This window comes from Rhizobium cauense (genome assembly GCF_019511525.1).
Lineage (GTDB): Bacteria > Pseudomonadota > Alphaproteobacteria > Rhizobiales > Rhizobiaceae > Rhizobium > Rhizobium cauense.
The window spans coordinates 332,955-353,128 of the sequence record NZ_JAEUAT010000005.1 but is presented as its reverse complement, the minus strand read 5'-3'; the positions used below and the strand labels follow the sequence as shown (position 1 = coordinate 353,128).

Below are 20,174 nucleotides of genomic sequence, written 5' to 3'. Positions count from 1 at the left end.
TGGCCGACAGAACCGCTCGCGTGTGTTCATTATAGAACTTTCTCAGGGATGGACGAAGCGATCAATAATGCTGTTTCGTCAGACGATAGAAGATTCCTATTAAAATTCCGGGTCCTCTGCGAGGATTCGTGCTTCGTGGAGGAGAGCGGAGACCAACGGCGTGAACGGCTCACGATGGGTCGCGACCAGACCAACAAGATGGTGCGCTTGTGGCTCAACGATAGGAATCATTCGGATCTCAGCAGGAAAGCCGAAGGATTTCGCAACGTTGCGCGGCATGATGCTAGCCCAGCGCCCAGTCCGGACATGCGAGAAGAGCACGATCATCGAGTTGGACTCGAGGGTTGGGTGAGCCGTGACGCCCGCCTCGGCCAAGTGCTGGTTGATGATACGGCGGTTCTGCATGTCTGCCGTCAATAGACAAAGCCGAAGATTGCCGACTTCCTTCCAGGTAACGCTATCGCGATCGGACAGCGGACTGCCGGCGGCGGTGATCAGATTGTAGTGTTCGGCATAGAGCGGCACGCTGGTCACGCGTCCGAGTGGCTCGTTTTCCAGATAGGTGATGCCGGCATCAATCTCGAGGTTCTCCAGCAAACTCAGTACCTGCAACGAGTTGCGTGAGATGATGGAGAAGGTCACATCCGGATGCCGCTCTTGAAACGGTGTTGTAATGCGCGGCAGCATGGCGAGCGCCGTCGGGATCACGGCGATCTTGATATGCCCGGACAGGCCCTTGCGGGCCGCCCGCATCTCCTCGCGCATTGTACGGGCATCGCCGACGATGCGCCGCGCCCATTCGAGCACGCGCTGCCCCTCGGGCGTCAACCCCTGGAAGCGGGAACCCCGTTGCACGAGCATGACACCAAGCTGGTCCTCGAGCTGGCGGATGGCAGCGGACAATGTCGGCTGCGAGATGCCGCATTCTTCTGCGGCGCGGCCGAAATGCTTCTCATTGGCGAGCGCGATGAAGAATTCAAGCTTGTCGATCATTCAGCCTCCGCGCCGAACAGCGGCGTACGGTCATCTTCATGTCCACGGAGGCAGTTCGCAAGGCCGGCTGTCAGTTGTCCTGCGTTCCCGGAAACATCGCGAACAGGAAATGCAAGAGGGAGGTCGTGTCGGGATGAGCGACGCTGTAATAGATGAGACGCCCTTCGCGACGGCTGGAGACGAGGCCGTCCAACCTGAGACGCGCCAACTGCTGGGATACCATCGCTTGCTGAATGCCGAGGCTCTCCTCCAGCTCCCCTACGGTCTTCTCACCCTCTGTGAGCAGGCATAGAATGATTAGTCGCGTGTGGTGAGAAAGTGCTTTGAGAAAGTCGCTCGCTTCTCGCGCTCTTGCAGAAAGCTTCTGCAGATCCCGATCGGCCATGCCAGATCTCGGTGTGGGCAAGTGCATTCTGTATCTCTGGTTGCATAAACGATATGTATTAGTCAGAACACTAACATATTCGCAGCAGCCGGCTGTTTGGATCTGTCAAAATGCCAAAAAAAGTCCCGGCAGCTCAGCAAATGAGCTGACCGCCGTTAATCTCGAGCACCTGCCCGGTGATGTAGCCAGACAGCGAGGGCGCAGAGAGGAAGAGGTAGGCAGGTGCGCAATCCTCCGACGTGCCCAGTCGTTGCAATGGAATACCCTTGCGGGTTTGCTCCAACTTTTCAGGCGAAGAGTAGCGCTGATGGAAGTCGGTCTCTATCGTCCCCGGCGACACGCAATTGACGCGAATACCATTCGGCGCAAGCTCTCTTGCCAGTGCCTTCGAATAAGTCGCGACGAAGGCCTTCGAGGCAGAGTAGACGGCGGAACCCGGACTGCCGCCTGTTAGTGCTGAAATGGAGACCGTGTTGACGATCGCAGCCTCCTGCGCGGCGCGCATTGCCGGCAACAGCGCCCGCGTCACCTCGACAACCGATGTCTGGTTCAGCCGCACAATCGTTTCATACTGGGCATCGGTCAGGGCATCCGCTGGAAAGCGGCCAACCATGGTGCCGGCATTGTTGACGAGCACATGTACGCGGTCGAACGTTGCGAGAACCTTCTCGGCAAATCCACTGGTGCCACCCGGTGTCGAAAAGTCGGCAGTAACGAGAAACGCCCGGCGATCCTCTTCCGCCGTCAATAGGAAGTCGGGGAGATCGCGTTCGGCACCGCGGCCAAGATGCACAAGGACCCTTGCCCCGCAATCCAGAAACTGTCGGGCCACCTCAAGGCCGATACCCCTGCCCCCGCCGGTGACCACGACGTTACGATTCTCGAACAGCTTGGGGTGAAACATCCAGGTCCTCCACGGCGCGATAGAGCAGCGCTCTTGCGTTGTTTTGCAGCGAGGGGAACGTTGCCTAGTCGTCGGTTTCCAGCAGACGCGGACCCGGCCCATCGTTTGCCAGCCGATCATAGGGATTGCGCAGCGGGCAGCTTTCAACCGAGAGGCAACCACAGCCAATGCAATCCGTCAACCTGTCGCGCAGAGCTGTCAGGCGATTGATGCGCGCATCGAGATCGTCCTTCCAAAGTGCCGAGAGGCGCTCCCAGTCGGCGGCGGTGGGCGTGCGGCCGTGTGGCAGCGTATCGAACGCCGCCTGGATTTCTGCCAGGGGAATGCCGACACGCTGTGCAACCTTGATGATGCCCAGCCGGCGCAGCACATCGCGGCCGAAGCGGCGCTGATTGCCGCTTGAGCGGATGCTGGAGATAAGGCCTTTCGCCTCGTAGAAATGGAGGGCCGAGACAGCGAGGCCGCTGCGTCCGGCGACTTCACCCACAGTCAACAGTTTCCGGAATGGATTCTCCATCATAGCAACCTCAAGATTACTTGAGGGTTATAATCGAGTGCCCGGCGCGCGTGAAGTCGTCGTGGCGTTCGCTACCGCCGCAGCGAGCAGCAGCAACAAAAAAGCGGCCCGAAAGGCCGCTTTGAAAAACGCTGAAGTTCGTGTGGATCAATCCTGGTCGATCACACCCTGCAGGTGCGTCAGTTCCATGATGTAGTGTTCCAGGCGCGACTTGTGCTCGTGATGCACGGTGTCGGCAATCTCCCTCTGCGCAGCTTCGATGCGAAGCGTCAGTTCGTCCTTGGACAGATCCTGAACGATCACGGCAGACTCGGCCAGCAGCGTGCAGCCAGTCGGCAGGATGTCGGCGAAACCGCCGAAAACCACGTAATCCTGCTTCGAACCATTAGCCGAACGAACGCTGACGATGCCTGGCTTGATGGTCGTCATCGTCGGGGCGTGGTTCGCCATAACGGTCATCTCGCCGTCGGTTGCCGGAATGACAACTTCGGTCACCATCTCCGAAAGGAGCAGACGCTCAGGAGATACGAGTTCAAAATTGAAATTGTCAGCCATCAGTGACTTACCTTCTCGGCAGCTTCTGTATCTTGCAAATTGGTCCCGCAGAACGGGCAGTGCACTATCGCCTGGTCAAGATACCCAAGACCCTCTTCGGTCTGGATCAATCCCACCACCATCATCATCTTGCCGTCGTCCGATCTGTAGATCGTCGGGGCAGCTGGGGCGGGAAGCTCTGCTGCGACTTCCCGAAGGGCGTCGCAGCAGAAGATCTCGTTGAGAGCGTCGCTCATCAGGCAGCTGCGGACAGCTTCTTGGCCTTCTCGATAGCTTCTTCCATCGAGCCGACCATGTAGAAGGCAGCTTCCGGCAGGTGGTCGTATTCGCCGTTGACCAGGCCCTTGAAGCCCTTGATCGTGTCTTCGAGCGCTACGAGCTTGCCCGGCGAACCGGTAAAGACTTCAGCAACGAAGAACGGCTGCGACAGGAAGCGCTCGATCTTGCGGGCGCGAGCAACGGCGAGCTTGTCCTCTTCGGACAGTTCGTCCATGCCCAGGATCGCGATGATGTCCTGCAGGGCCTTGTAGCGCTGCAGCGTCGACTGAACCTTACGAGCCACTTCGTAGTGCTCTTCGCCGACAACGATCGGGTCGAGCATGCGCGACGTGGAGTCGAGCGGGTCAACGGCCGGGTAGATACCCTTTTCAGCGATCGAGCGCGACAGAACGGTCGTTGCGTCCAAGTGGGCGAACGAGGTTGCCGGAGCAGGGTCGGTCAAGTCGTCGGCCGGAACGTAAATGGCCTGAACCGAGGTGATCGAGCCGGTCGTCGTGGTCGTGATGCGTTCCTGCATCTGGCCCATGTCCGTGGCGAGCGTCGGCTGGTAACCAACGGCCGAAGGAATACGGCCGAGCAGAGCCGACACTTCGGAACCTGCCTGGGTGAAGCGGAAGATGTTGTCGACGAAGAACAGAACGTCCTGGCCCTTGTCGCGGAAGTCTTCAGCGATCGTCAGACCGGTCAGAGCGACGCGAGCGCGGGCGCCCGGCGGTTCGTTCATCTGGCCGTAAACGAGGGCTGCCTTCGAGCCTTCGCCACCGCCATGCTTGTTGACGCCCGACTCGATCATTTCGTGGTAAAGGTCGTTGCCTTCGCGGGTACGTTCACCCACGCCTGCGAAGACCGAGTAACCACCGTGCGCCTTGGCGACGTTGTTGATCAGTTCCATGATGAGAACGGTCTTGCCAACGCCGGCGCCGCCGAACAGGCCGATCTTGCCGCCCTTTGCGTAAGGAGCGAGAAGGTCGACGACCTTGATGCCGGTTACGAGGATCTGTGCTTCCGTCGACTGGTCGACGTATGCAGGCGCGTCCTGGTGGATGGCGCGCTTGCCGGATGTGACCAGCGGACCAGCTTCGTCAACCGGCTCGCCGATGACGTTCATGATGCGGCCGAGCGTTTCCGGACCAACCGGAACGGTGATCGGGCCACCGGTGTCGGAAACCGACTGACCGCGAACCAGACCTTCGGTCGAGTCCATGGCGATCGTACGGACCTCGTTTTCACCAAGATGCTGCGCCACTTCGAGCACGAGGCGGTTGCCGCCGTTCGTGGTTTCGAGCGCGTTCAAGATCGCCGGCAGTTCGCCTTCGAAAGCAACGTCCACGACGGCGCCGATAACCTGCGTAACCTTGCCGGCGGAGCCTGCCGCGGCCTTCTTGGGGGTAGCTGCCTTAGCCATCTTCTTACCCTCTTTCCCTAACCTCAGAGCGCTTCCGCGCCCGAAATGATTTCAATGAGTTCCTTGGTGATCTGAGCCTGGCGCTGACGGTTGTAGGAAAGCGTCAGCTTGTTGATCATTTCACCAGCGTTGCGCGTTGCATTGTCCATGGCGCTCATCTTGGCACCCATTTCACCGGCGACGTTCTCAAGGAGCGCGCGGAAAATCTGGACCGAGATGTTGCGCGGAATCAGATCCTCGAGGATCGATGCCGGATCCGGCTCGTATTCGTAGACTGCGCCGGCATGCTCCGCATCCTGGACAACTGCCGTGGGGGCCGATGCCGGGATGAGCTGCTGTGCCGTCGGAACCTGTGAAATGACCGACTTGAATTCGGAATAGAACAACGTGCAGACGTCGAACTCGCCGGCTTCGAACATCTCGATGATGCGCTTGCCGATCTGATCCGCATTCTCGAAGGAGACCTTCTTCACGTCGCGCAATTCCTTGCGCTCGGCGATCAGCGAGGCGAATTCACGGCGCAGAACGTCGTAACCCTTCTTGCCGACGGTGAAGAACTTGACGGTCTTGCCTTCAGCAATGAGCTTGCGAGCGTGATCGCGCGCAAAACGCGAGATCTGCGAGTTGAAGCCGCCGCACAGGCCGCGTTCGGCAGTGCAGACGACCAGCAAGTGAACCTGGTCCTTGCCGGTGCCGGTCATCAGCGCAGGCGCACCGTCGGCTTCCGTCATCGCACCGGCGATGTTTGCCAGAACGGCACCCATGCGCTGCGAGTACGGACGGGCGGCCTCGGCCGCCTCCTGGGCACGCCGAAGCTTCGCCGCGGCGACCATTTTCATCGCCTTGGTAATCTTCTGCGTCGCCTTGACGGAGGCGATCCGGTTTTTCAGATCCTTAAGTGAAGGCATCCGTTATCCGTCCTTTAGGTCCGATTAGGCGAAGGACTTCGCGAAGCTATCGACGGCAGCCGTGAGCTTGCCCTTCGTATCGTCGCTGATTGCCTTGTCCGTGCGGATCGTGTCGAGGATAGCCGAGCCTTCCGAGCGAAGGTACGACAGCAGGCCCTGTTCGAACTTGCCGACCTGGTTGACCGGGATCTTGTCGAGGTAGCCGTTGACACCTGCGAAGATCACCGCAACCTGCTCTTCCGTCTTCAGCGGCGAGAACTGCGGCTGCTTCAGGAGTTCGGTCAGGCGTGCGCCGCGGTTGAGCAGGCGCTGCGTCGAAGCATCGAGGTCCGAACCGAACTGAGCGAAGGCGGCCATTTCGCGATACTGGGCGAGTTCGCCCTTGATCGAGCCGGCAACCTGCTTCATGGCCTTGACCTGAGCGGCGGAACCAACGCGCGAAACCGACAGACCGACGTTAACGGCCGGACGAATACCCTGGTAGAACAGGTCGGTTTCGAGGAAGATCTGGCCGTCGGTGATCGAGATCACGTTGGTCGGAATGAACGCCGAAACGTCGTTGCCCTGGGTTTCGATGACAGGCAGAGCCGTCAGAGAGCCAGCGCCCTTCTCGTCGGAGAGCTTTGCAGCGCGCTCGAGGAGACGGGAGTGAAGGTAGAAAACGTCGCCCGGATAAGCTTCGCGGCCCGGCGGGCGGCGCAGCAGCAGCGACATCTGGCGATAAGCGACAGCCTGCTTGGACAGGTCGTCGTAGCCGATCAGCGCGTGCTGACCGTTGTCGCGGAAGAATTCGCCCATCGTGCAGCCGGCGAACGGCGCCAGGTACTGCATCGGAGCCGGATCGGAAGCCGTTGCAGCAACGACGATCGAGTACTTCATTGCGCCGCGTTCTTCGAGAACCTTGACGAACTGGGCAACGGTCGAACGCTTCTGGCCGATAGCGACGTAGACGCAGTACAGCTTGTCGCCGTCCGGGCCGTTGTCGTGGATAGCCTTCTGGTTCAGGATCGTGTCGAGAATGATCGCGGTCTTGCCGGTCTGGCGGTCGCCGATGACGAGCTCGCGCTGGCCACGACCGACCGGGATGAGCGCGTCGATAGCCTTGAGGCCGGTCGACATCGGCTCATGAACCGACTTGCGCGGAATGATGCCAGGAGCCTTGACGTCGACGCGCGCACGGCGGGTCGCGTTGATCGGGCCCTTGCCGTCGATCGGGTTGCCGAGAGCGTCGACAACGCGGCCGAGCAGTTCCGGACCAACCGGAACGTCAACGATGGCGCCGGTCCGCTTGACGGTGTCGCCTTCCTTGATGTCGCGGTCCGAACCGAAAATAACAACACCGACGTTGTCCGATTCCAGGTTCAGCGCCATACCACGGATGCCACCGGGGAATTCGACCATTTCGCCTGCCTGAACATTGTCCAGACCGTAAACGCGAGCGATACCGTCACCGACGGAGAGAACCTGACCGACTTCCGAGACTTCTGCCTCTTTACCGAAGTTTTTGATCTGGTCTTTGAGAATTGCGGAAATTTCCGCAGCGCGGATATCCATCAGCCGACCTCTTTCAATGCAAGCTTAAGGGTAGAGAGTTTTGTACGAAGAGACGTATCAATCTGACGGGACCCGACCTTCACGATCAGACCACCAAGAATTGACGGATCAACCGTGACGGCAATCGCCACGTCTTTGCCGGTGACGCCCTTCAGCGCCGCCTTCAATTCGGTTTCCTGCGCTGCAGTGAGCGCATGGGCCGAGGTGACCTCGGCAGCAATTTCGCCGCGCTGATTGGCAGCGATGATGCGGAAGGCCTTGATCATGCCCGGGAGGGCAAACAGGCGGCGGTTACGCGCCACGACCTTCAGAAAGTTTGCGAAGAATCCGCTGATGCCGGCCTTCTCGCTGATGGCGACGATTGCCTTGAGCTGGTCTTCAGCCGAGAAAACAGGGCTAGAAACGAAACGCTTCAGGTCGTCACTCTCGTCGAGCATGGTCTGGAACCGGTCAAGGTCCTTGCTTACGCTTTCGACGGCGCCTTCCTCAAGCGCCAACTCAAACAGCGACGAGGCATAGCGCTCTGCAACACCAGAAGTAAGCTGGGATGTGTCTGCCACTGGCCCAAATTTCCCTGATTTCAACCCAAGAATCCGGTCCCCGGCGGGCGCCTGACCTATGATCTTGAATTCGTTATGATTTCCCCCAGAAATCGCAAGAGAAGCCTCTTGCTTCTTCCGAAATTCGGGGTCCGTCTAACATAGGATGTTCGGACTCGCAACACGCGTAATGCCCGAATACGGCTTTCCCATCGATTTCTAACGCAAAAATGCTCAAAGCCTGCCGACCCAGAGCTCAGCGCGAGAAATATCCGCTCAACTCAAGCAGAAAAGAAACCGAGAACATATGCGAGCGGGAGCGCCGCCAGTACGATCTGCACAACCAGAAGTAAATAGTTGAGAACCGTGCTCCCCTTATCTGAAAGGAGCGAGATGATGCGCGCAAAAGCAGCCATGGCGAAAGAGGCTCCGAGCGCCATGTAGATCCAGTCCTGTGCCAGCATGATGGCCGAGAGACCGAAGCCGAGATAGAAGCCGCCGACAGAGCGTTGCTCGGCAAAACCGTCGCGTCGCCCTTCGCGCGGCATTACGCCGAAGAGCCGCATCGCGTAGCCCGGAGCAAACATGATGATAAAGCCCGCGAGTGCCGTAAAGGCTGCCGCTGCGAAAGCCAGCTGTTCGCCAAGCTCAGTTGGAAAGTAAAAGTCCATTCGACCGACCCCGAATCCCCTGCTTCGCAGTCCTTATGGCATGATTGGCACGCCCGGCAAAAGCCCGTGGCAACCGCGATCTACAGGAAGCTTTGCGGGTCGACGTCGAGCTGCACGTGTACCGATCCGCGCTCCTTCGGCGCCTGCGCCAGCATGGCCCTGAGAAACGCCTGCATGTCGGAGTTTCGCCGCCCATGCACGAGCAGCCTGAAGCGGTGTCGACCGCGCACCAGCGCAAGCGGCGCTTCTGCGGGTCCAAGCACTGAGATGCCGGAGACATTGGGTGCGGCGTTTCGAATGCCGCGGGCATGATTTTCCGCATCATGGCGCGTTTCCGCCGAGACGATAATCGATGCCAGACGTCCGAACGGCGGCAGAATGGCACGCTCGCGCTCGGCAATCTCGCGCTCGTAGAAGGCGCTGGCATCGCCTGAGACAATCGCTTGCATGACCGGGTGCTGCGGCTGGTAGGTCTGCAGCAGGCCATGGCTCTTCAGGCCGGTACGACCGGCGCGGCCGGTCACCTGCGACAGCAGCTGGAAGGTGCGTTCGGCGGCGCGCGGATCGCCATTGGCAAGGCCGAGATCGGAGTCGATGATGCCTACTAGCGTCATCAGCGGAAAGTTATGGCCCTTGGCAACGAGCTGCGTGCCGATGACGATATCGGCTTCTCCCTTTGCGATAGCCTCGAGCTCGAGACGCAACCGCTTGACGCCGCCCATCATGTCGGACGAGAGCACGATCGTTCGCGCATCGGGAAAATGACGCTCCACCTCCTCCGCGATACGCTCGACGCCCGGTCCGCAGGCGACGAGATGATCGAGCGTACCGCATTCCGGGCAGGCTTCTGGCGTGCGCTCGGCATGACCACACTGATGGCACTGCAGCTGTCTCTTGAACCGGTGCTCGACCAGCCAACTGGAACACTGCGGGCACTGGAAGCGATGTCCGCAAACACGGCAAAGGGTCAGCGGTGCATAGCCGCGTCGGTTGAGGAAAAGGAGCGCCTGCTGCTGCTTCTCGACCGTCTTGCCGATTGCCCGGATCAGCACGGGCGAGAGGAACCCACCCCGCTCGGGCGCATGGCGGCGCATGTCGATCAGATGCAGATCCGGCAGCGCCGCGTCACCGAAGCGGGTCGGCATGTGAATGGTGGTATACCGCCCGCTCTGGCCATTGACCTGGCTCTCGACCGACGGCGTCGCAGAAACGAGAACCACCGGGAAATCAGCAATGCGAGCGCGGACGACCGCCATGTCGCGCGCGTTGTAATAGACGCGGTCTTCCTGCTTGTAGGCCGGATCATGCTCTTCATCGACGATGATGAGGCCGAGATCCTCGAACGGCAGGAAGAGCGCCGAACGCGCGCCGGCGACGACGCGAACCTCGCCGGTGACTGCCTGGCGCCAGACCTTCTCGCGGGTGCGCGGTGCGAGATCGGAATGCCATTCCGCCGGCTTGGCGCCGAATCGATCATGGAAGCGCTCTAGAAAGCTCGCCGTCAACGCGATCTCCGGCAACAGGATCAACACCTGCTTGCCGCGCTTGAGGGTTTCCGCGATTGCCTCGAAATAGACCTCCGTCTTGCCCGAACCGGTGACGCCATCGATCAGCGAGACTGAAAACTCGCCCGTTCGGACCTCAGCCAGTATCTCGTCTGCCGCATCCCGTTGCGGGCCTTCGAGCCGTGCTGCCACGAAATCCGGATCGGGCTTGGCAACCACCGGCGGCGGCGGCAGAAACACGGTCTCGAAAATCCCTTGGCTGACCAGGCCGTCGACCACGCTTGTCGAGACGCCAGCCGCATGGGCAAGCCCACTTCGCGTCCACGAAAGACCGTCGCCGGCGATATCGAGCACACGAGCACGCGCCGGCGTCATCCGCTCCGGCGCGCCGCCGACGAAACGCAAACCCTCGACCATCGGCTCAGGCTCGAAGGCATTCGGCGCACGCAGCGCCATCCGCGCAACAAGCCCGGGCGGCGACAGCGTATAGCTCGCCACCCAGTCGATGAAATCGCGCATCTCCTTGGTCAGCGGCGGGCAATCGAAGACGTGGCTGATCGGCCTTAACTTTTTCGGATCGACGCCATCCTCTCCCCCATCCCAGACGACGCCGATCACCTGCCGTGGACCGAGCGGCACCTGTACGACCGAACCCGGCTCAACCGCCATGCCGTCGGGCACCGCATAGGAGTAGGGCTTCGGCGCGGGCATGGGAACGAGCACCGGAACCGTGCGGGTTGCCGGCGGCGTCTCGAACAACGCTCCAAAGAGATCGGACGAATCTGTGCTCATCGGGCGAGACCATGCCCGGATCGGCGCGAAAAGAAAACCTGCAAGACTGCTGGCACCGGCTTACTCGTCGTCATCCATCACACCAGTCAGCCGCATTCCCTCAATCCATGTGGCGCCGTCCTGCCGTACCACATGGCGGGCGCGGGCACCGCATTTCTCACGCACCGCAGCCGCCAGCGCTTCGGAATGCGTAACAATCCAGATCTGGCTGCTGCGTGCCGCCTCCGCAATCATGTCCGCCAATGGCGGCAGCATGTCGGGATGGAGGCTCGCCTCTGGTTCGTTGAGCGCGATCAGCGGCGGCAGCCGATAGGACATCAGCGCGGCCGCAAGCCCGAGAAAGCGGATCTGGCCGTCCGACAGCTCGCGCGGCTGAAACACGCGGTTCGGGAACTCCGGAAAGGAAAGGCCGAACTCCGCCGTTTCCTCTGGCAGCGGCACAACGAGCTTCGCACCGCCGAGGGCGGCTGCGACGGCCCGATCGAGATCGACGGTATCTTCCCGCGTATGCACCAGCGTCGCGAAGACGGCGGCAATGTTGCTGCCATCCTCATCCAGCAGCGGCGCCGTGACGGCAAGACAGGGCGCGCGCAGCGGCGAAAGACGATCCGTCCGGAAGCCATGGAAGAAACGCCAGCCGTCGATCGCACGCCGAAACGTCCCGATCTCGGGATAATGCCCGGCATCGCCAAGCAACGCGATTGCCGTTTCAGAGGTCAGCGCCTGTTCCGGGTAGTCCTGCATCCGACCGTTCGGCCCGCGGACCGATATGGCGGGGCCTGCGCGCTTCATCATCGTAACCGGTCGCGTCCCGGTCTCAATCGAAAGCTCTTCGGCTTTTATCTGTGGTTCGAAGGGGAACCCTGCAGCCGCCTTCGGTGGTCGCAAGCCGGCTTCCACACGATAGCGGAAGGTGATTGCTCTTTCCTCGTCGAGAAGTTCGGTTTCCAGCCGGATCCGGAAAGGCCCGTTGACGTCCCGGCGCGGCCCAGACCAGAGCGCCGAAAACATCCCGCCTTCACCCGCGATCTCATGCGCCAGACGCCCGCGCGTCGCCGCCTGGATGAGCTGCAGTGCGCGGTAGAGGTTGGATTTCCCAACCCCGTTCTCGCCGATGAAGAGATTGATCCCCGAAAGATCCATGCGGATCGATCGCAAGGACCGGTAGTTCTGGGCAAACATCGAGCGGAGCAGCATGCCTCGCTTTACCCTATCGGCTCAGCGAATTGAATGGGCGCTGGCCATTCGCGGCTCGACGGGCGGGACGAGCGGCAGGAATCGCGCGTCGCCATCCGCATCAAGAGCATGCACGGTATGATCCTCCAGTGCCTTGGTCACCTCGTTGATATCGCCGTCGAGATGTTCCACCGGAATCAGATTGCCAACTACGAAGTCAAAGCGGTCGCCGCGCTTGTTCAGAAGCTCGTGAAAGACCGTCATATCCCGAAGCTCGGTCGACCACTTCGCAAACCAATAGAAAAGGCCCGAATTGCGCGCCGTCATGTGAACCGGCAGGATCGGCAGATTGTATTTGCGAGCAAGCCCGACCGCAGACGTTTTCCACGGACGCTCATTCAAGCGCCCATTCGCCCAGTAGGCGATGCGTCCGGAGGGGAAAAGCACGGTGGCCTTGCCTTCCCTGACGGCGTGATGGGTGATCTGCAGCGTTTCGCGGGTCTTGAGCTTGCTCTTGTATTCCTCGCGCCATTCGACGGGAATAATGACCTCGGCAAAACGCGGATTGACGCGCACCGCATCACGGTTTGCAAACACCATGATATCGGGCCGTTTGTGCTTCAGGAGGTCGAACACGGCAACGCCATCGGCAATACCTGTCGGATGGTTGCTGACGAGGATGAAGCCGCCGGTGTCAGGGATGCGTTCGCCATGCCTGACATTGATGTCGAGTTTCAACAGGTTGCTCATGTACTCGAAGCACTGGAAACCCGGCATGCTCGCAACATCGTTGGCGAAGCTGACCGCCCTGTTGTAGCGCAAGAGCGTGTAAAGGAAGGGACGCATGACCGGCCAGAGCGGGTGCTTCACGATCCTCTGTCCGCGCTCCGCGATCAGGGTATCCACGATATGTCCCGGCTTGCCATGAGAATTCAGGGCAATCGCTTCCGCGAATTGTCCTAAGGCGGTCGTGGGGTGGCGCCGTGGCATGCAAGATCCTGCGTCGTTGGGAAACCAGTTATGTCGATCAATATGATGGAAGCATGACAACCACTTGGCCGGTATTATCGATTCCATAACTATCGTCCCTTCAGAATTGGCGGCAGGACTGGCAAATTCAAGGGTCTGAGACGTGAACGAACTGCTGATCATCGCCGACCCGCGCCTGATGGCGGAACGCTCGGCTTGGCTCGACAGCCTGGCGCGCGAGCGCCGGCTTTCTGAACATACGTTGGACGCCTACGAGCGCGACACCCGCCAGTTCCTCACTTTTCTGACCGGTCATCTCGCGGGCCCTGCAACACTGAAGGACATCCACGCATTGCGACCCGCCGATTTCCGCGCATTTCTCGCCGCGCGACGCAAGGAGGGATCGGGTGCACGTTCGCTTGGCCGCAATCTGGCCGGCCTGCGGTCACTGCTGCGTTATCTTGAAAAGAAGGGGCTGGTGAATGCAGCCGGCGCAGGCGCGATCCGCTCGCCAAAGCAGCCGAAGTCCCTGCCGAAACCCCTGTCCGACAGGCAAGCTATCACCGTCGTCAGCGACGAGGCGCAGCTGCACGAAGAGCCCTGGATCGCGGCGCGCGATGCCGCCGTTTTCACTCTGCTCTACGGCTGCGGCCTGCGCATCTCCGAAGCGCTCGACCTGACACCTGATGACTTCAACCGCGGCGCGGCTACCTTGCGGATCACGGGCAAGGGCAACAAAACCCGGCTTGTGCCGCTGCTGACCGTCGTTACGGAAGCGGTCGAGAAATACCGCTCCCTGTGCCCTTATCATCTGGAGAGCAAGGAACCGCTCTTCCGCGGCGCGCGGGGCGGCAAGCTGCAGGCGGCCATCATTCAGCGCACCATGCAGAAGATGCGCAGCGCCTTCGGCCTGCCGGAAACGGCGACGCCGCACGCGCTGCGCCATTCGTTTGCGACCCACCTGTTGGCTGGCGGCGGTGATCTCAGAACCATTCAGGAATTGCTTGGCCACGCCAGCCTTTCCACCACCCAGGTCTACACAGGTGTGGATTCCTCACGATTGCTTGAAGTTTACGACCGTGCCCATCCTCGGGCGTAATCTTTTGTTAACGGCTTCTCTTAAAGGAATATCCGTACGCCGGGCGTAGAGCTTAGCAATCATAGTGACCGGAACACCATCATGACGATCTCCATCGGCCACCGCAGCCTGCACATACCATCGCCAGGCAATCTCCTGCTCTGGCTGATTGCTGCATTTCACATGCTGCTTGCGGCAACGCTGATCGCCGTGCTGTTCTCGGTCTCCTCTGCTGCTGCCGCTGATGACGATACCTGCACCGGCCGCAACATCTTGACCGATCTCAAACAAAGTGACCCGGCGCGCTACGCTGAGGTGGTCAAGGAAGCGGACGCTGTACCAAACGGCAAGGGCATCTTCTGGAAGATCGAGAAGCCTGGCGTAAAGCCATCCTGGCTGCTCGGCAGCATGCATGTCACCGATCCCCGCGTACTGACGCTTCCCCCGCGTACCCAGGCGGCCCACGACGCTGCCGACACCATCGTGATCGAATCCGATGAGATCCTCGACGAGAAAAAGGCCTCTGCCGCTCTGTTGATGCAGCCTGAGCTGATGATGTTCACCGACGGGACGACGATTGAGAAGCTTTTGTCTCACGATGATTATGTTCGTCTGGAGGAAGGTCTGAAGCAGCGTGGCATCCCACTTGCCGCGGTTTCCCGCATGCGCCCCTGGATGATATCGAGCGTTGTTGCCCTGCCCGGTTGTGAAATGGCCCGCAAGGCGAAAGGCGTAAAGTTCCTCGACCAGAAGATCGCCGCAGACGCCCTCGCCGAGGGCAAGCAGGTCAAAGGTCTGGAAACGCTTGCCGAGCAGCTGCAGGCAATGGCCGAGCTGCCGACCGAATTCCACATGAAGTCGCTGATCGAGACCTTGGCGCTTGGCTCCAAGATGAACGACGTGGTGGAGACCATGACCGACCTTTACCTCTCTGGCGATGTCGGCATGACCATTCCGATGCTGAAGACCGTTTCTCCCGATGGCGAGGATGACGAGGGCGACTATGCCGCCTTCGAGCAGCGCATCATTCTCGACCGAAACAAGGTGATGGCCGAGCGCGCAGCCCCGATCCTTGCCAACGGAAACGTCTTCATGGCCGTAGGCGCGCTCCATCTTCCAGGTGAAGGCGGCGTCGTCGAGTTGCTACGCAAGCAGGGCTTTACAGTAACGGCCGTGAACTAAAAAAACCGCGGCCCTTTCGAGCCGCGGTCCGCAATTCGGATATTTCCACGTCTTACATGTGGATCGGCTTGAAGAAGGCGGCGAGCGCTGCTTCCTTGACCGCTTCCGACATGGTCGGGTGCGCGTGGCAAGTCCGGCCGAGATCTTCGGCGGAGCCGCCGAATTCCATCAGGACGGCGATCTCGTGGATCATTTCGCCGGCGCCGAAACCGACGATGTGGCCGCCGAGGACGCGATCGGTCTCCTTGTCGGAGAGGATCTTCACGAAGCCATCGGTCGCGAGCATAGCGCGGGCGCGGCCATTGGCCGTGAAGGGGAACTTGCCGACTTTGTAGGCGATACCAGCCGCCTTCAGTTCTTCCTCGGTCTTGCCGACGGAAGCGACTTCCGGCTGCGTGTAGACGACGCTTGGGATGACGTCATAGTTCACATGGCCATGCTGGCCGGCGAGGATTTCGGCAAGTGCCACGCCTTCGTCTTCAGCCTTGTGAGCCAGCATCGGACCCTTCACCACGTCGCCAATCGCGTAGATGCCGGCAACGTTGGTGCGGAAATGACCATCGATTTCTACGCGGCCGCGGTTATCGAGCTTGACGCCGGCTTCTTCGAGACCAAGGCCGGCCGTGTACGGCGTGCGGCCAGTCGCAATCAGAACGACCTCGGCTTCGAGTGTCTGTGCATCACCGCCCTTCACCGGCTCGAAGGTCACCTTGGCGCCCTTGCCACCCTTCTCGACGCCCGTCACCTTGGAGCTGAGGTTGATGGTGATACCCTGCTTGGCGAGCATCCGCTGGAACTGCTTGGAAACTTCGCCATCCATGCCGCCGAGGATCGTGTCGAGATACTCGACAACGGTGACCTTGGCGCCGAGACGCGACCAGACCGAACCGAGCTCGAGTCCGATGACACCACCGCCGACGACGATCATCGTTTCCGGCACCTTCTCAAGCGCAATCGCGCCCGTCGAGGAAATGATCACCTTCTCGTCGATAGCGACCTTCACGCCGGGAATGCCGGCGACGTCCGAGCCGGTGGCGATGACGATGTTCTTGCCTTCGATTTCCTGCACCTTGCCGTCTTCAGCGGTCACGGAAACCTTGCCGGCCGAAACGATCTTGCCGGTGCCCTGGAAGGCATCGATCTTGTTCTTCTTGAAGAGGAAAGCAACGCCGTCGACGTTGGCCTTCACGGTCGCGTCCTTGTGCGCCAGCATCTTTTGAAGATTCAGCTTCGGGGCGGCGACCTCGATACCGAGCGCGTCCATGCCGTGACCGGCCTGATGGAACATTTCGGAAGCATGCAACAGCGCCTTGGACGGGATGCAGCCAACGTTGAGGCAGGTCCCGCCATAGGTTGCGCGCTTTTCAACGACAGCGACCTTGAGCCCAAGCTGCGCTGCCTTGATGGCAGCGACGTAGCCGCCAGGGCCGGTTCCGATAACGATCACATCGTAGGACATTGTTTCTTTTCCTTTTCGTTATTTGCTTAGTCAGCCGCGCGGGCGAGCGCGAGGCGGAAACCGAAGCCGACCAGTGCGGCGCCGGTGATGCGGTTGAACCACTTGCCGCTTGCGATGAAGCGGTCGCGAATGGGTTTTACGGTGAAGAAGGTGGAGACGCCGGCGAACCAGGCGACGAGCGCGGCGGCCATGCCGATGCCATAGCTGAACTGGATCAGCGCCGGGGTATCGTGATGCACCAGCGTCGAGAACAGCGACAGGAAGAAAAGGACCGGTTTCGGATTCAGCGCATTGGTGATGAATCCCATGCCGAGGCATTTCAGTGCCGAGATCGGCTGGCGGTCTTCATCCGTCACCTCGATCTCGTTCACTTTGAAACCCGGCTCGCGGAAGGACTTTATACCGAGGTAGACGAGATAGGCGACGCCGGCCCACTTGATCATGGCAAACAGCATCAGCGATTTGGAAACGATCAGGCCGAGGCCAAGGATCGTGTAGCTGATGTGAAACAGCAGCGAAAAGCCCATGCCAAGGCCGGTCATGATGGCAGCACGACGGCCGTGCACGATGCTCTGGCGCAAGATGACGGCAAAGTCGGCGCCTGGTACCACGATGAAGATCGAAAAGACGGCCATCAGGCCCAGAAATTCGAAGAAGTATTGCATGGCGATATGGTCTCCGCGTCCTAACGGCCGCCGCTTACATTGAGTATGGCGCCCGTTATATAGGAAGCCGTCGGCGAGAGAAGGTAGAGGACCGCATCGGCGATTTCCTCCGCGGTGCCCGGCCTCTGCATCGGGATGCTCGGCGCGAGGTCCCGCGCGCGGTTCGGCAGGCCGCCGGACGCATGAATATCGGTATCGATAACGCCGGGACGGATGGCGTTGACGCGTACACCCTCATTCGCCACCTCGCGCGACAGACCGATGGTAAAGGTATCGATCGCGGCCTTCGATGCGGCGTAGTCGACATATTGCGATGCTGACCCCAGCACCGCTGCCATCGACGAAATGTTGACAATCGACCCGCCCTTGCCGCCATGCCTCGACGACATTCGGCGGACGGCTTCGGCCGCGCAGAGGATCGAGCCGGTCACGTTGACGCGCATCATCCGCTCAAGACGCTCGACGCTCATTTCGTCGACGCGCTGCTGGGCATCGACGATGCCGGCATTGTTGACCAGTCCATCCAGCCGTCCGAAATGCCCGTCGACCGCCTGGAACATCGAAACGATATCCTGCGCGTTGCCGACATCACCCTCGATCGCGATCGCGTCACCGCCCTCCGCCCTTACGTCGGAGACGACAGAATCCGCGGCAGCGCGGTTTGCAGCGTAGTTCACGGCGACATTCCACCCCTGACGCGCAGCGAGCCGGCAGACGGCAGCGCCGATACCCCGGCTACCGCCGGTGACGAGAAGAACCGGTCGCTGTGTCATTTCGCGCACTCCTTGAATGCCAGGACGTCCCACGGCGCAACATTCGCCTTGTCGTTACCCCAGATCTGCGATTGGCGGATCGCCGGACCGAGACCCGGCAGAAAAATATGATCGGCCGCGGTAATCGCTTCGTGCTGAAGGTTGCCGATTTCGCCATCGGCATTCGCGCCGTAGATCGTGCCCCGCCAGATCGTGCAGGCCGCGAGATCAGCGCCCGTCACGTCACCGCCGGGGCATTTGAACATCAGGATACCGACAGTACGTTCCGGATCATCGGATGGCATCACATAGCCGTCGAGTTCAATCGAAGTTTTCAGCACGTTCAGCGTGAATCGGTTGCTGGCAGCCGCCGCTTCCGAATCGATCGGCGTGAAGCGCAATTCGTAGGCTCCATCGCGGTCAGTGTAGACCGCGCTTGCCTGCCTGCAGTCGGGGGCGGCCACAGCGGCCACGGGCAGGACCAACAGAAACGCCAACAAGGCGCCAGCCCTGCCTTTGGCAAGGAGTGGTCCCTTGATCATACGCCCTGTGGAGATTGCCAGCGACATCACGCGCCCCGCTGAGGTGGAAAGGGCCGCTCACGCGGCCCAGTCGAATGCTTAGAGATCGAGAACCAGACGCTCCGGATCTTCCAGGCTTTCCTTGACGCGAACGAGGAAGGTCACGGCTTCCTTGCCATCGACGATGCGGTGGTCATAGGAGAGCGCAAGATACATCATCGGACGGATGACGATCTGGCCGCCGACGACAACCGGACGATCCTGGATCTTGTGCATGCCGAGGATGCCGGACTGCGGCGCGTTCAGGATCGGCGAGGACATCAGCGAGCCGTAGACGCCACCGTTGGTGATCGTGAACGTACCGCCCTGCATGTCGGCCATCGACAGCGAACCATCACGGGCAGCCTTTGCCAGACGTGCCAGTTCCTTCTCGACTTCGGCGATCGACATCTGGTCGGCGTCGCGGATGACCGGGACGACGAGGCCCTTGTCGGTGCCGACGGCCATGCCGATGTGGCAGAAGTTCTTGTAGATGATGTCGGTGCCGTCGATCTCGGCGTTGACGGCTGGCAATTCCTTCAGCGCGTGGGTGATGGCCTTGGTGAAGAAGCCCATGAAGCCGAGCTTCACACCATGCTTCTTTTCGAAGACGTCCTTGTACTTGGCGCGCAGGTCCATGACCGCCTTCATGTCCACCTCGTTGTAGGTGGTCAGCATGGCGGCGGTGTTCTGTGCGTCCTTCAGGCGCTTGGCGATCGTCTGACGCAGGCGCGTCATCTTCACGCGCTCTTCGCGAGCCGCATCCTCGACCGTCGACGGGCCACGGGCAGCAGCCGGAACGGCAGGAGCAGCAGCGGCTGCCGGGGCGGCGATACCCTTGGCAACGGCGGCGATCACATCGCCCTTCAGAACCTGTCCACGCTTGCCACTACCATCAACCTGATCGGCCGACAGGTTGTTCTCGGCGAGCATCTTGGCGGCAGCCGGTGCCGGCGGCATCGCCGAAGCGGCCGCTACCGGAGCAGCAGCGGCTGCAACAGCCGGTTCGGCTACCTTTGCCGGGGCGGCGGCAGGAGCAGCAGCAGCCGGGGCAGCAGCACCGGCGCCTGCGGCGATCTGGCCGAGCAATGCGCCGAGGCCGACGGTTTCGCCAGCCTGGGCAACGATCTCCGACAACGTACCTGAAGCCGGAGCCGGTACTTCGATGGTCACCTTGTCGGTCTCAAGCTCGAGAATCGGCTCGTCGGCCTTGATGGCGTCGCCAACCTTCTTGAACCAGGTGCCGACGGTTGCCTCGCTGACGGATTCACCGAGAGTTGGAACGCGGATTTCTGTGGCCATTGTTCAAATCCTGATTTGCTTGTG

Annotated in this window: 21 protein-coding genes; 2 read left to right on the top strand and 19 right to left on the bottom strand. The window is 60.7% G+C overall.

The features are described 5' to 3' along the window. Positions 1–99 precede the first annotated feature (99 nt). The 14 genes from JNB88_RS12350 to JNB88_RS12285 all read right to left on the bottom strand — a co-directional run bounded on the left by JNB88_RS12350 (position 100) and on the right by JNB88_RS12285 (position 13,173). Complete coding sequence (locus tag JNB88_RS12350) at positions 100–993, bottom strand: LysR family transcriptional regulator (protein ID WP_037132186.1); 894 nt, start codon at positions 991–993, stop codon at positions 100–102. 70 nt (positions 994–1,063) lie between these two features. Further along, a complete protein-coding gene (locus JNB88_RS12345) occupies positions 1,064–1,405 on the bottom strand; it encodes an ArsR/SmtB family transcription factor (RefSeq protein WP_037132184.1) in 342 nt (113 codons plus the stop codon). Positions 1,406–1,511: 106 nt separating this feature from the next. Further along, positions 1,512–2,282 carry an SDR family NAD(P)-dependent oxidoreductase gene (locus JNB88_RS12340; RefSeq protein WP_037132182.1) on the bottom strand — a complete coding sequence of 257 codons (771 nt, stop codon included), beginning with the start codon at positions 2,280–2,282 and terminating at the stop codon, positions 1,512–1,514. Positions 2,283–2,346: 64 nt separating this feature from the next. After that, positions 2,347–2,802: a redox-sensitive transcriptional activator SoxR gene (gene soxR / locus JNB88_RS12335; protein ID WP_420832182.1), complete on the bottom strand. Its 456-nt coding sequence runs from the start codon at positions 2,800–2,802 to the stop codon at positions 2,347–2,349. Between the two features lie 144 nt (positions 2,803–2,946). Next, a complete protein-coding gene (locus tag JNB88_RS12330) occupies positions 2,947–3,354 on the bottom strand; it encodes a F0F1 ATP synthase subunit epsilon (protein WP_037132178.1) in 408 nt (135 codons plus the stop codon). Next, positions 3,354–3,590: a hypothetical protein gene (locus JNB88_RS12325; protein WP_016556565.1), complete on the bottom strand. Its 237-nt coding sequence runs from the start codon at positions 3,588–3,590 to the stop codon at positions 3,354–3,356. The genes JNB88_RS12330 and JNB88_RS12325 overlap by 1 nt, the downstream gene beginning before the upstream one ends. Continuing rightward, positions 3,590–5,038 carry a F0F1 ATP synthase subunit beta gene (gene atpD, locus JNB88_RS12320; protein WP_183863688.1) on the bottom strand — a complete coding sequence of 483 codons (1,449 nt, stop codon included), beginning with the start codon at positions 5,036–5,038 and terminating at the stop codon, positions 3,590–3,592. Before atpD ends, JNB88_RS12325 begins: the two co-directional genes overlap by 1 nt. 23 nt (positions 5,039–5,061) lie before the next feature. After that, positions 5,062–5,946, bottom strand: coding sequence for a F0F1 ATP synthase subunit gamma (locus JNB88_RS12315; protein ID WP_016556567.1), 885 nt, complete (start codon positions 5,944–5,946; stop codon positions 5,062–5,064). A gap of 24 nt (positions 5,947–5,970) precedes the next feature. Next, positions 5,971–7,500 carry a F0F1 ATP synthase subunit alpha gene (gene atpA, locus JNB88_RS12310; protein WP_220355695.1) on the bottom strand — a complete coding sequence of 510 codons (1,530 nt, stop codon included), beginning with the start codon at positions 7,498–7,500 and terminating at the stop codon, positions 5,971–5,973. Next, positions 7,500–8,060 carry a F0F1 ATP synthase subunit delta gene (locus JNB88_RS12305; RefSeq protein WP_220355694.1) on the bottom strand — a complete coding sequence of 187 codons (561 nt, stop codon included), beginning with the start codon at positions 8,058–8,060 and terminating at the stop codon, positions 7,500–7,502. Before JNB88_RS12305 ends, atpA begins: the two co-directional genes overlap by 1 nt. Positions 8,061–8,320: 260 nt before the next feature. Then, on the bottom strand, positions 8,321–8,710 hold the full coding sequence (locus JNB88_RS12300; protein WP_220355693.1) for an AGROH133_08824 family phage infection protein: 390 nt from the start codon (positions 8,708–8,710) through the stop codon (positions 8,321–8,323). Positions 8,711–8,790: 80 nt separating this feature from the next. Next, positions 8,791–11,007, bottom strand: a complete 2,217-nt coding sequence (locus tag JNB88_RS12295) for a primosomal protein N' (RefSeq protein WP_220355692.1) — start codon at positions 11,005–11,007, stop codon at positions 8,791–8,793. A gap of 60 nt (positions 11,008–11,067) precedes the next feature. Then, complete coding sequence (locus JNB88_RS12290) at positions 11,068–12,204, bottom strand: AAA family ATPase (protein ID WP_220355691.1); 1,137 nt, start codon at positions 12,202–12,204, stop codon at positions 11,068–11,070. 21 nt (positions 12,205–12,225) lie between these two features. Next, on the bottom strand, positions 12,226–13,173 hold the full coding sequence (locus JNB88_RS12285; protein WP_220355690.1) for a GNAT family N-acetyltransferase: 948 nt from the start codon (positions 13,171–13,173) through the stop codon (positions 12,226–12,228). A 142-nt stretch (positions 13,174–13,315) separates the two neighbouring features. Between JNB88_RS12285 and JNB88_RS12280 the strand changes: the two genes are divergently transcribed. Together JNB88_RS12280 and JNB88_RS12275 are read left to right on the top strand one after the other, a co-directional pair. After that, positions 13,316–14,251, top strand: coding sequence for a tyrosine recombinase XerC (locus JNB88_RS12280; protein WP_220355689.1), 936 nt, complete (start codon positions 13,316–13,318; stop codon positions 14,249–14,251). Between the two features lie 81 nt (positions 14,252–14,332). Continuing rightward, the gene (locus JNB88_RS12275; protein ID WP_220355688.1) at positions 14,333–15,412 is read left to right on the top strand and encodes a TraB/GumN family protein; all 1,080 of its coding nucleotides are present in this window, start codon (positions 14,333–14,335) and stop codon (positions 15,410–15,412) included. Between the two features lie 52 nt (positions 15,413–15,464). Here the strand turns inward: JNB88_RS12275 and lpdA are convergent, their stop codons facing one another. The 5 genes from lpdA to odhB are packed head-to-tail and all read right to left on the bottom strand — an operon-like array spanning position 15,465 to position 20,150. Further along, positions 15,465–16,871 carry a dihydrolipoyl dehydrogenase gene (gene lpdA / locus JNB88_RS12270; RefSeq protein ID WP_220355687.1) on the bottom strand — a complete coding sequence of 469 codons (1,407 nt, stop codon included), beginning with the start codon at positions 16,869–16,871 and terminating at the stop codon, positions 15,465–15,467. A 26-nt stretch (positions 16,872–16,897) separates the two neighbouring features. Further along, the gene (locus tag JNB88_RS12265; RefSeq protein WP_220355686.1) at positions 16,898–17,536 is read right to left on the bottom strand and encodes a LysE family translocator; all 639 of its coding nucleotides are present in this window, start codon (positions 17,534–17,536) and stop codon (positions 16,898–16,900) included. 20 nt (positions 17,537–17,556) lie between these two features. After that, positions 17,557–18,309 (bottom strand): SDR family oxidoreductase, encoded by a 753-nt coding sequence (locus tag JNB88_RS12260; RefSeq protein WP_220355685.1) that lies wholly within the window; start codon positions 18,307–18,309, stop codon positions 17,557–17,559. Beyond that, positions 18,306–18,857: a hypothetical protein gene (locus JNB88_RS12255; RefSeq protein ID WP_220355684.1), complete on the bottom strand. Its 552-nt coding sequence runs from the start codon at positions 18,855–18,857 to the stop codon at positions 18,306–18,308. Before JNB88_RS12255 ends, JNB88_RS12260 begins: the two co-directional genes overlap by 4 nt. Positions 18,858–18,908: 51 nt before the next feature. Continuing rightward, entirely contained in the window at positions 18,909–20,150 is a 1,242-nt protein-coding gene (gene odhB / locus JNB88_RS12250; protein ID WP_220355683.1) for a 2-oxoglutarate dehydrogenase complex dihydrolipoyllysine-residue succinyltransferase, read from the bottom strand. Between the last annotated feature and the right edge of the window lie 24 nt (positions 20,151–20,174).

Excerpts from the sequence above, each read along its gene's own strand:
- JNB88_RS12350 (WP_037132186.1), bottom strand. The coding sequence starts at position 993 with ATGATCGACAAGCTTGAATTCTTCATCGCGCTCGCCAATGAGAAGCAT.
- JNB88_RS12345 (WP_037132184.1), bottom strand. The coding sequence starts at position 1,405 with ATGCACTTGCCCACACCGAGATCTGGCATGGCCGATCGGGATCTGCAG.
- JNB88_RS12340 (WP_037132182.1), bottom strand. The coding sequence starts at position 2,282 with ATGTTTCACCCCAAGCTGTTCGAGAATCGTAACGTCGTGGTCACCGGC.
- soxR (WP_420832182.1), bottom strand. The coding sequence starts at position 2,802 with ATGATGGAGAATCCATTCCGGAAACTGTTGACTGTGGGTGAAGTCGCC.
- JNB88_RS12330 (WP_037132178.1), bottom strand. The coding sequence starts at position 3,354 with ATGGCTGACAATTTCAATTTTGAACTCGTATCTCCTGAGCGTCTGCTC.
- JNB88_RS12325 (WP_016556565.1), bottom strand. The coding sequence starts at position 3,590 with ATGAGCGACGCTCTCAACGAGATCTTCTGCTGCGACGCCCTTCGGGAA.
- atpD (WP_183863688.1), bottom strand. The coding sequence starts at position 5,038 with ATGGCTAAGGCAGCTACCCCCAAGAAGGCCGCGGCAGGCTCCGCCGGC.
- JNB88_RS12315 (WP_016556567.1), bottom strand. The coding sequence starts at position 5,946 with ATGCCTTCACTTAAGGATCTGAAAAACCGGATCGCCTCCGTCAAGGCG.
- atpA (WP_220355695.1), bottom strand. The coding sequence starts at position 7,500 with ATGGATATCCGCGCTGCGGAAATTTCCGCAATTCTCAAAGACCAGATC.
- JNB88_RS12300 (WP_220355693.1), bottom strand. The coding sequence starts at position 8,710 with ATGGACTTTTACTTTCCAACTGAGCTTGGCGAACAGCTGGCTTTCGCA.
- JNB88_RS12295 (WP_220355692.1), bottom strand. The coding sequence starts at position 11,007 with ATGAGCACAGATTCGTCCGATCTCTTTGGAGCGTTGTTCGAGACGCCG.
- JNB88_RS12290 (WP_220355691.1), bottom strand. The coding sequence starts at position 12,204 with ATGCTGCTCCGCTCGATGTTTGCCCAGAACTACCGGTCCTTGCGATCG.
- JNB88_RS12285 (WP_220355690.1), bottom strand. The coding sequence starts at position 13,173 with ATGCCACGGCGCCACCCCACGACCGCCTTAGGACAATTCGCGGAAGCG.
- JNB88_RS12275 (WP_220355688.1), top strand. The coding sequence starts at position 14,333 with ATGACGATCTCCATCGGCCACCGCAGCCTGCACATACCATCGCCAGGC.
- lpdA (WP_220355687.1), bottom strand. The coding sequence starts at position 16,871 with ATGTCCTACGATGTGATCGTTATCGGAACCGGCCCTGGCGGCTACGTC.
- JNB88_RS12265 (WP_220355686.1), bottom strand. The coding sequence starts at position 17,536 with ATGCAATACTTCTTCGAATTTCTGGGCCTGATGGCCGTCTTTTCGATC.
- JNB88_RS12260 (WP_220355685.1), bottom strand. The coding sequence starts at position 18,309 with ATGACACAGCGACCGGTTCTTCTCGTCACCGGCGGTAGCCGGGGTATC.
- JNB88_RS12255 (WP_220355684.1), bottom strand. The coding sequence starts at position 18,857 with ATGTCGCTGGCAATCTCCACAGGGCGTATGATCAAGGGACCACTCCTT.
- odhB (WP_220355683.1), bottom strand. The coding sequence starts at position 20,150 with ATGGCCACAGAAATCCGCGTTCCAACTCTCGGTGAATCCGTCAGCGAG.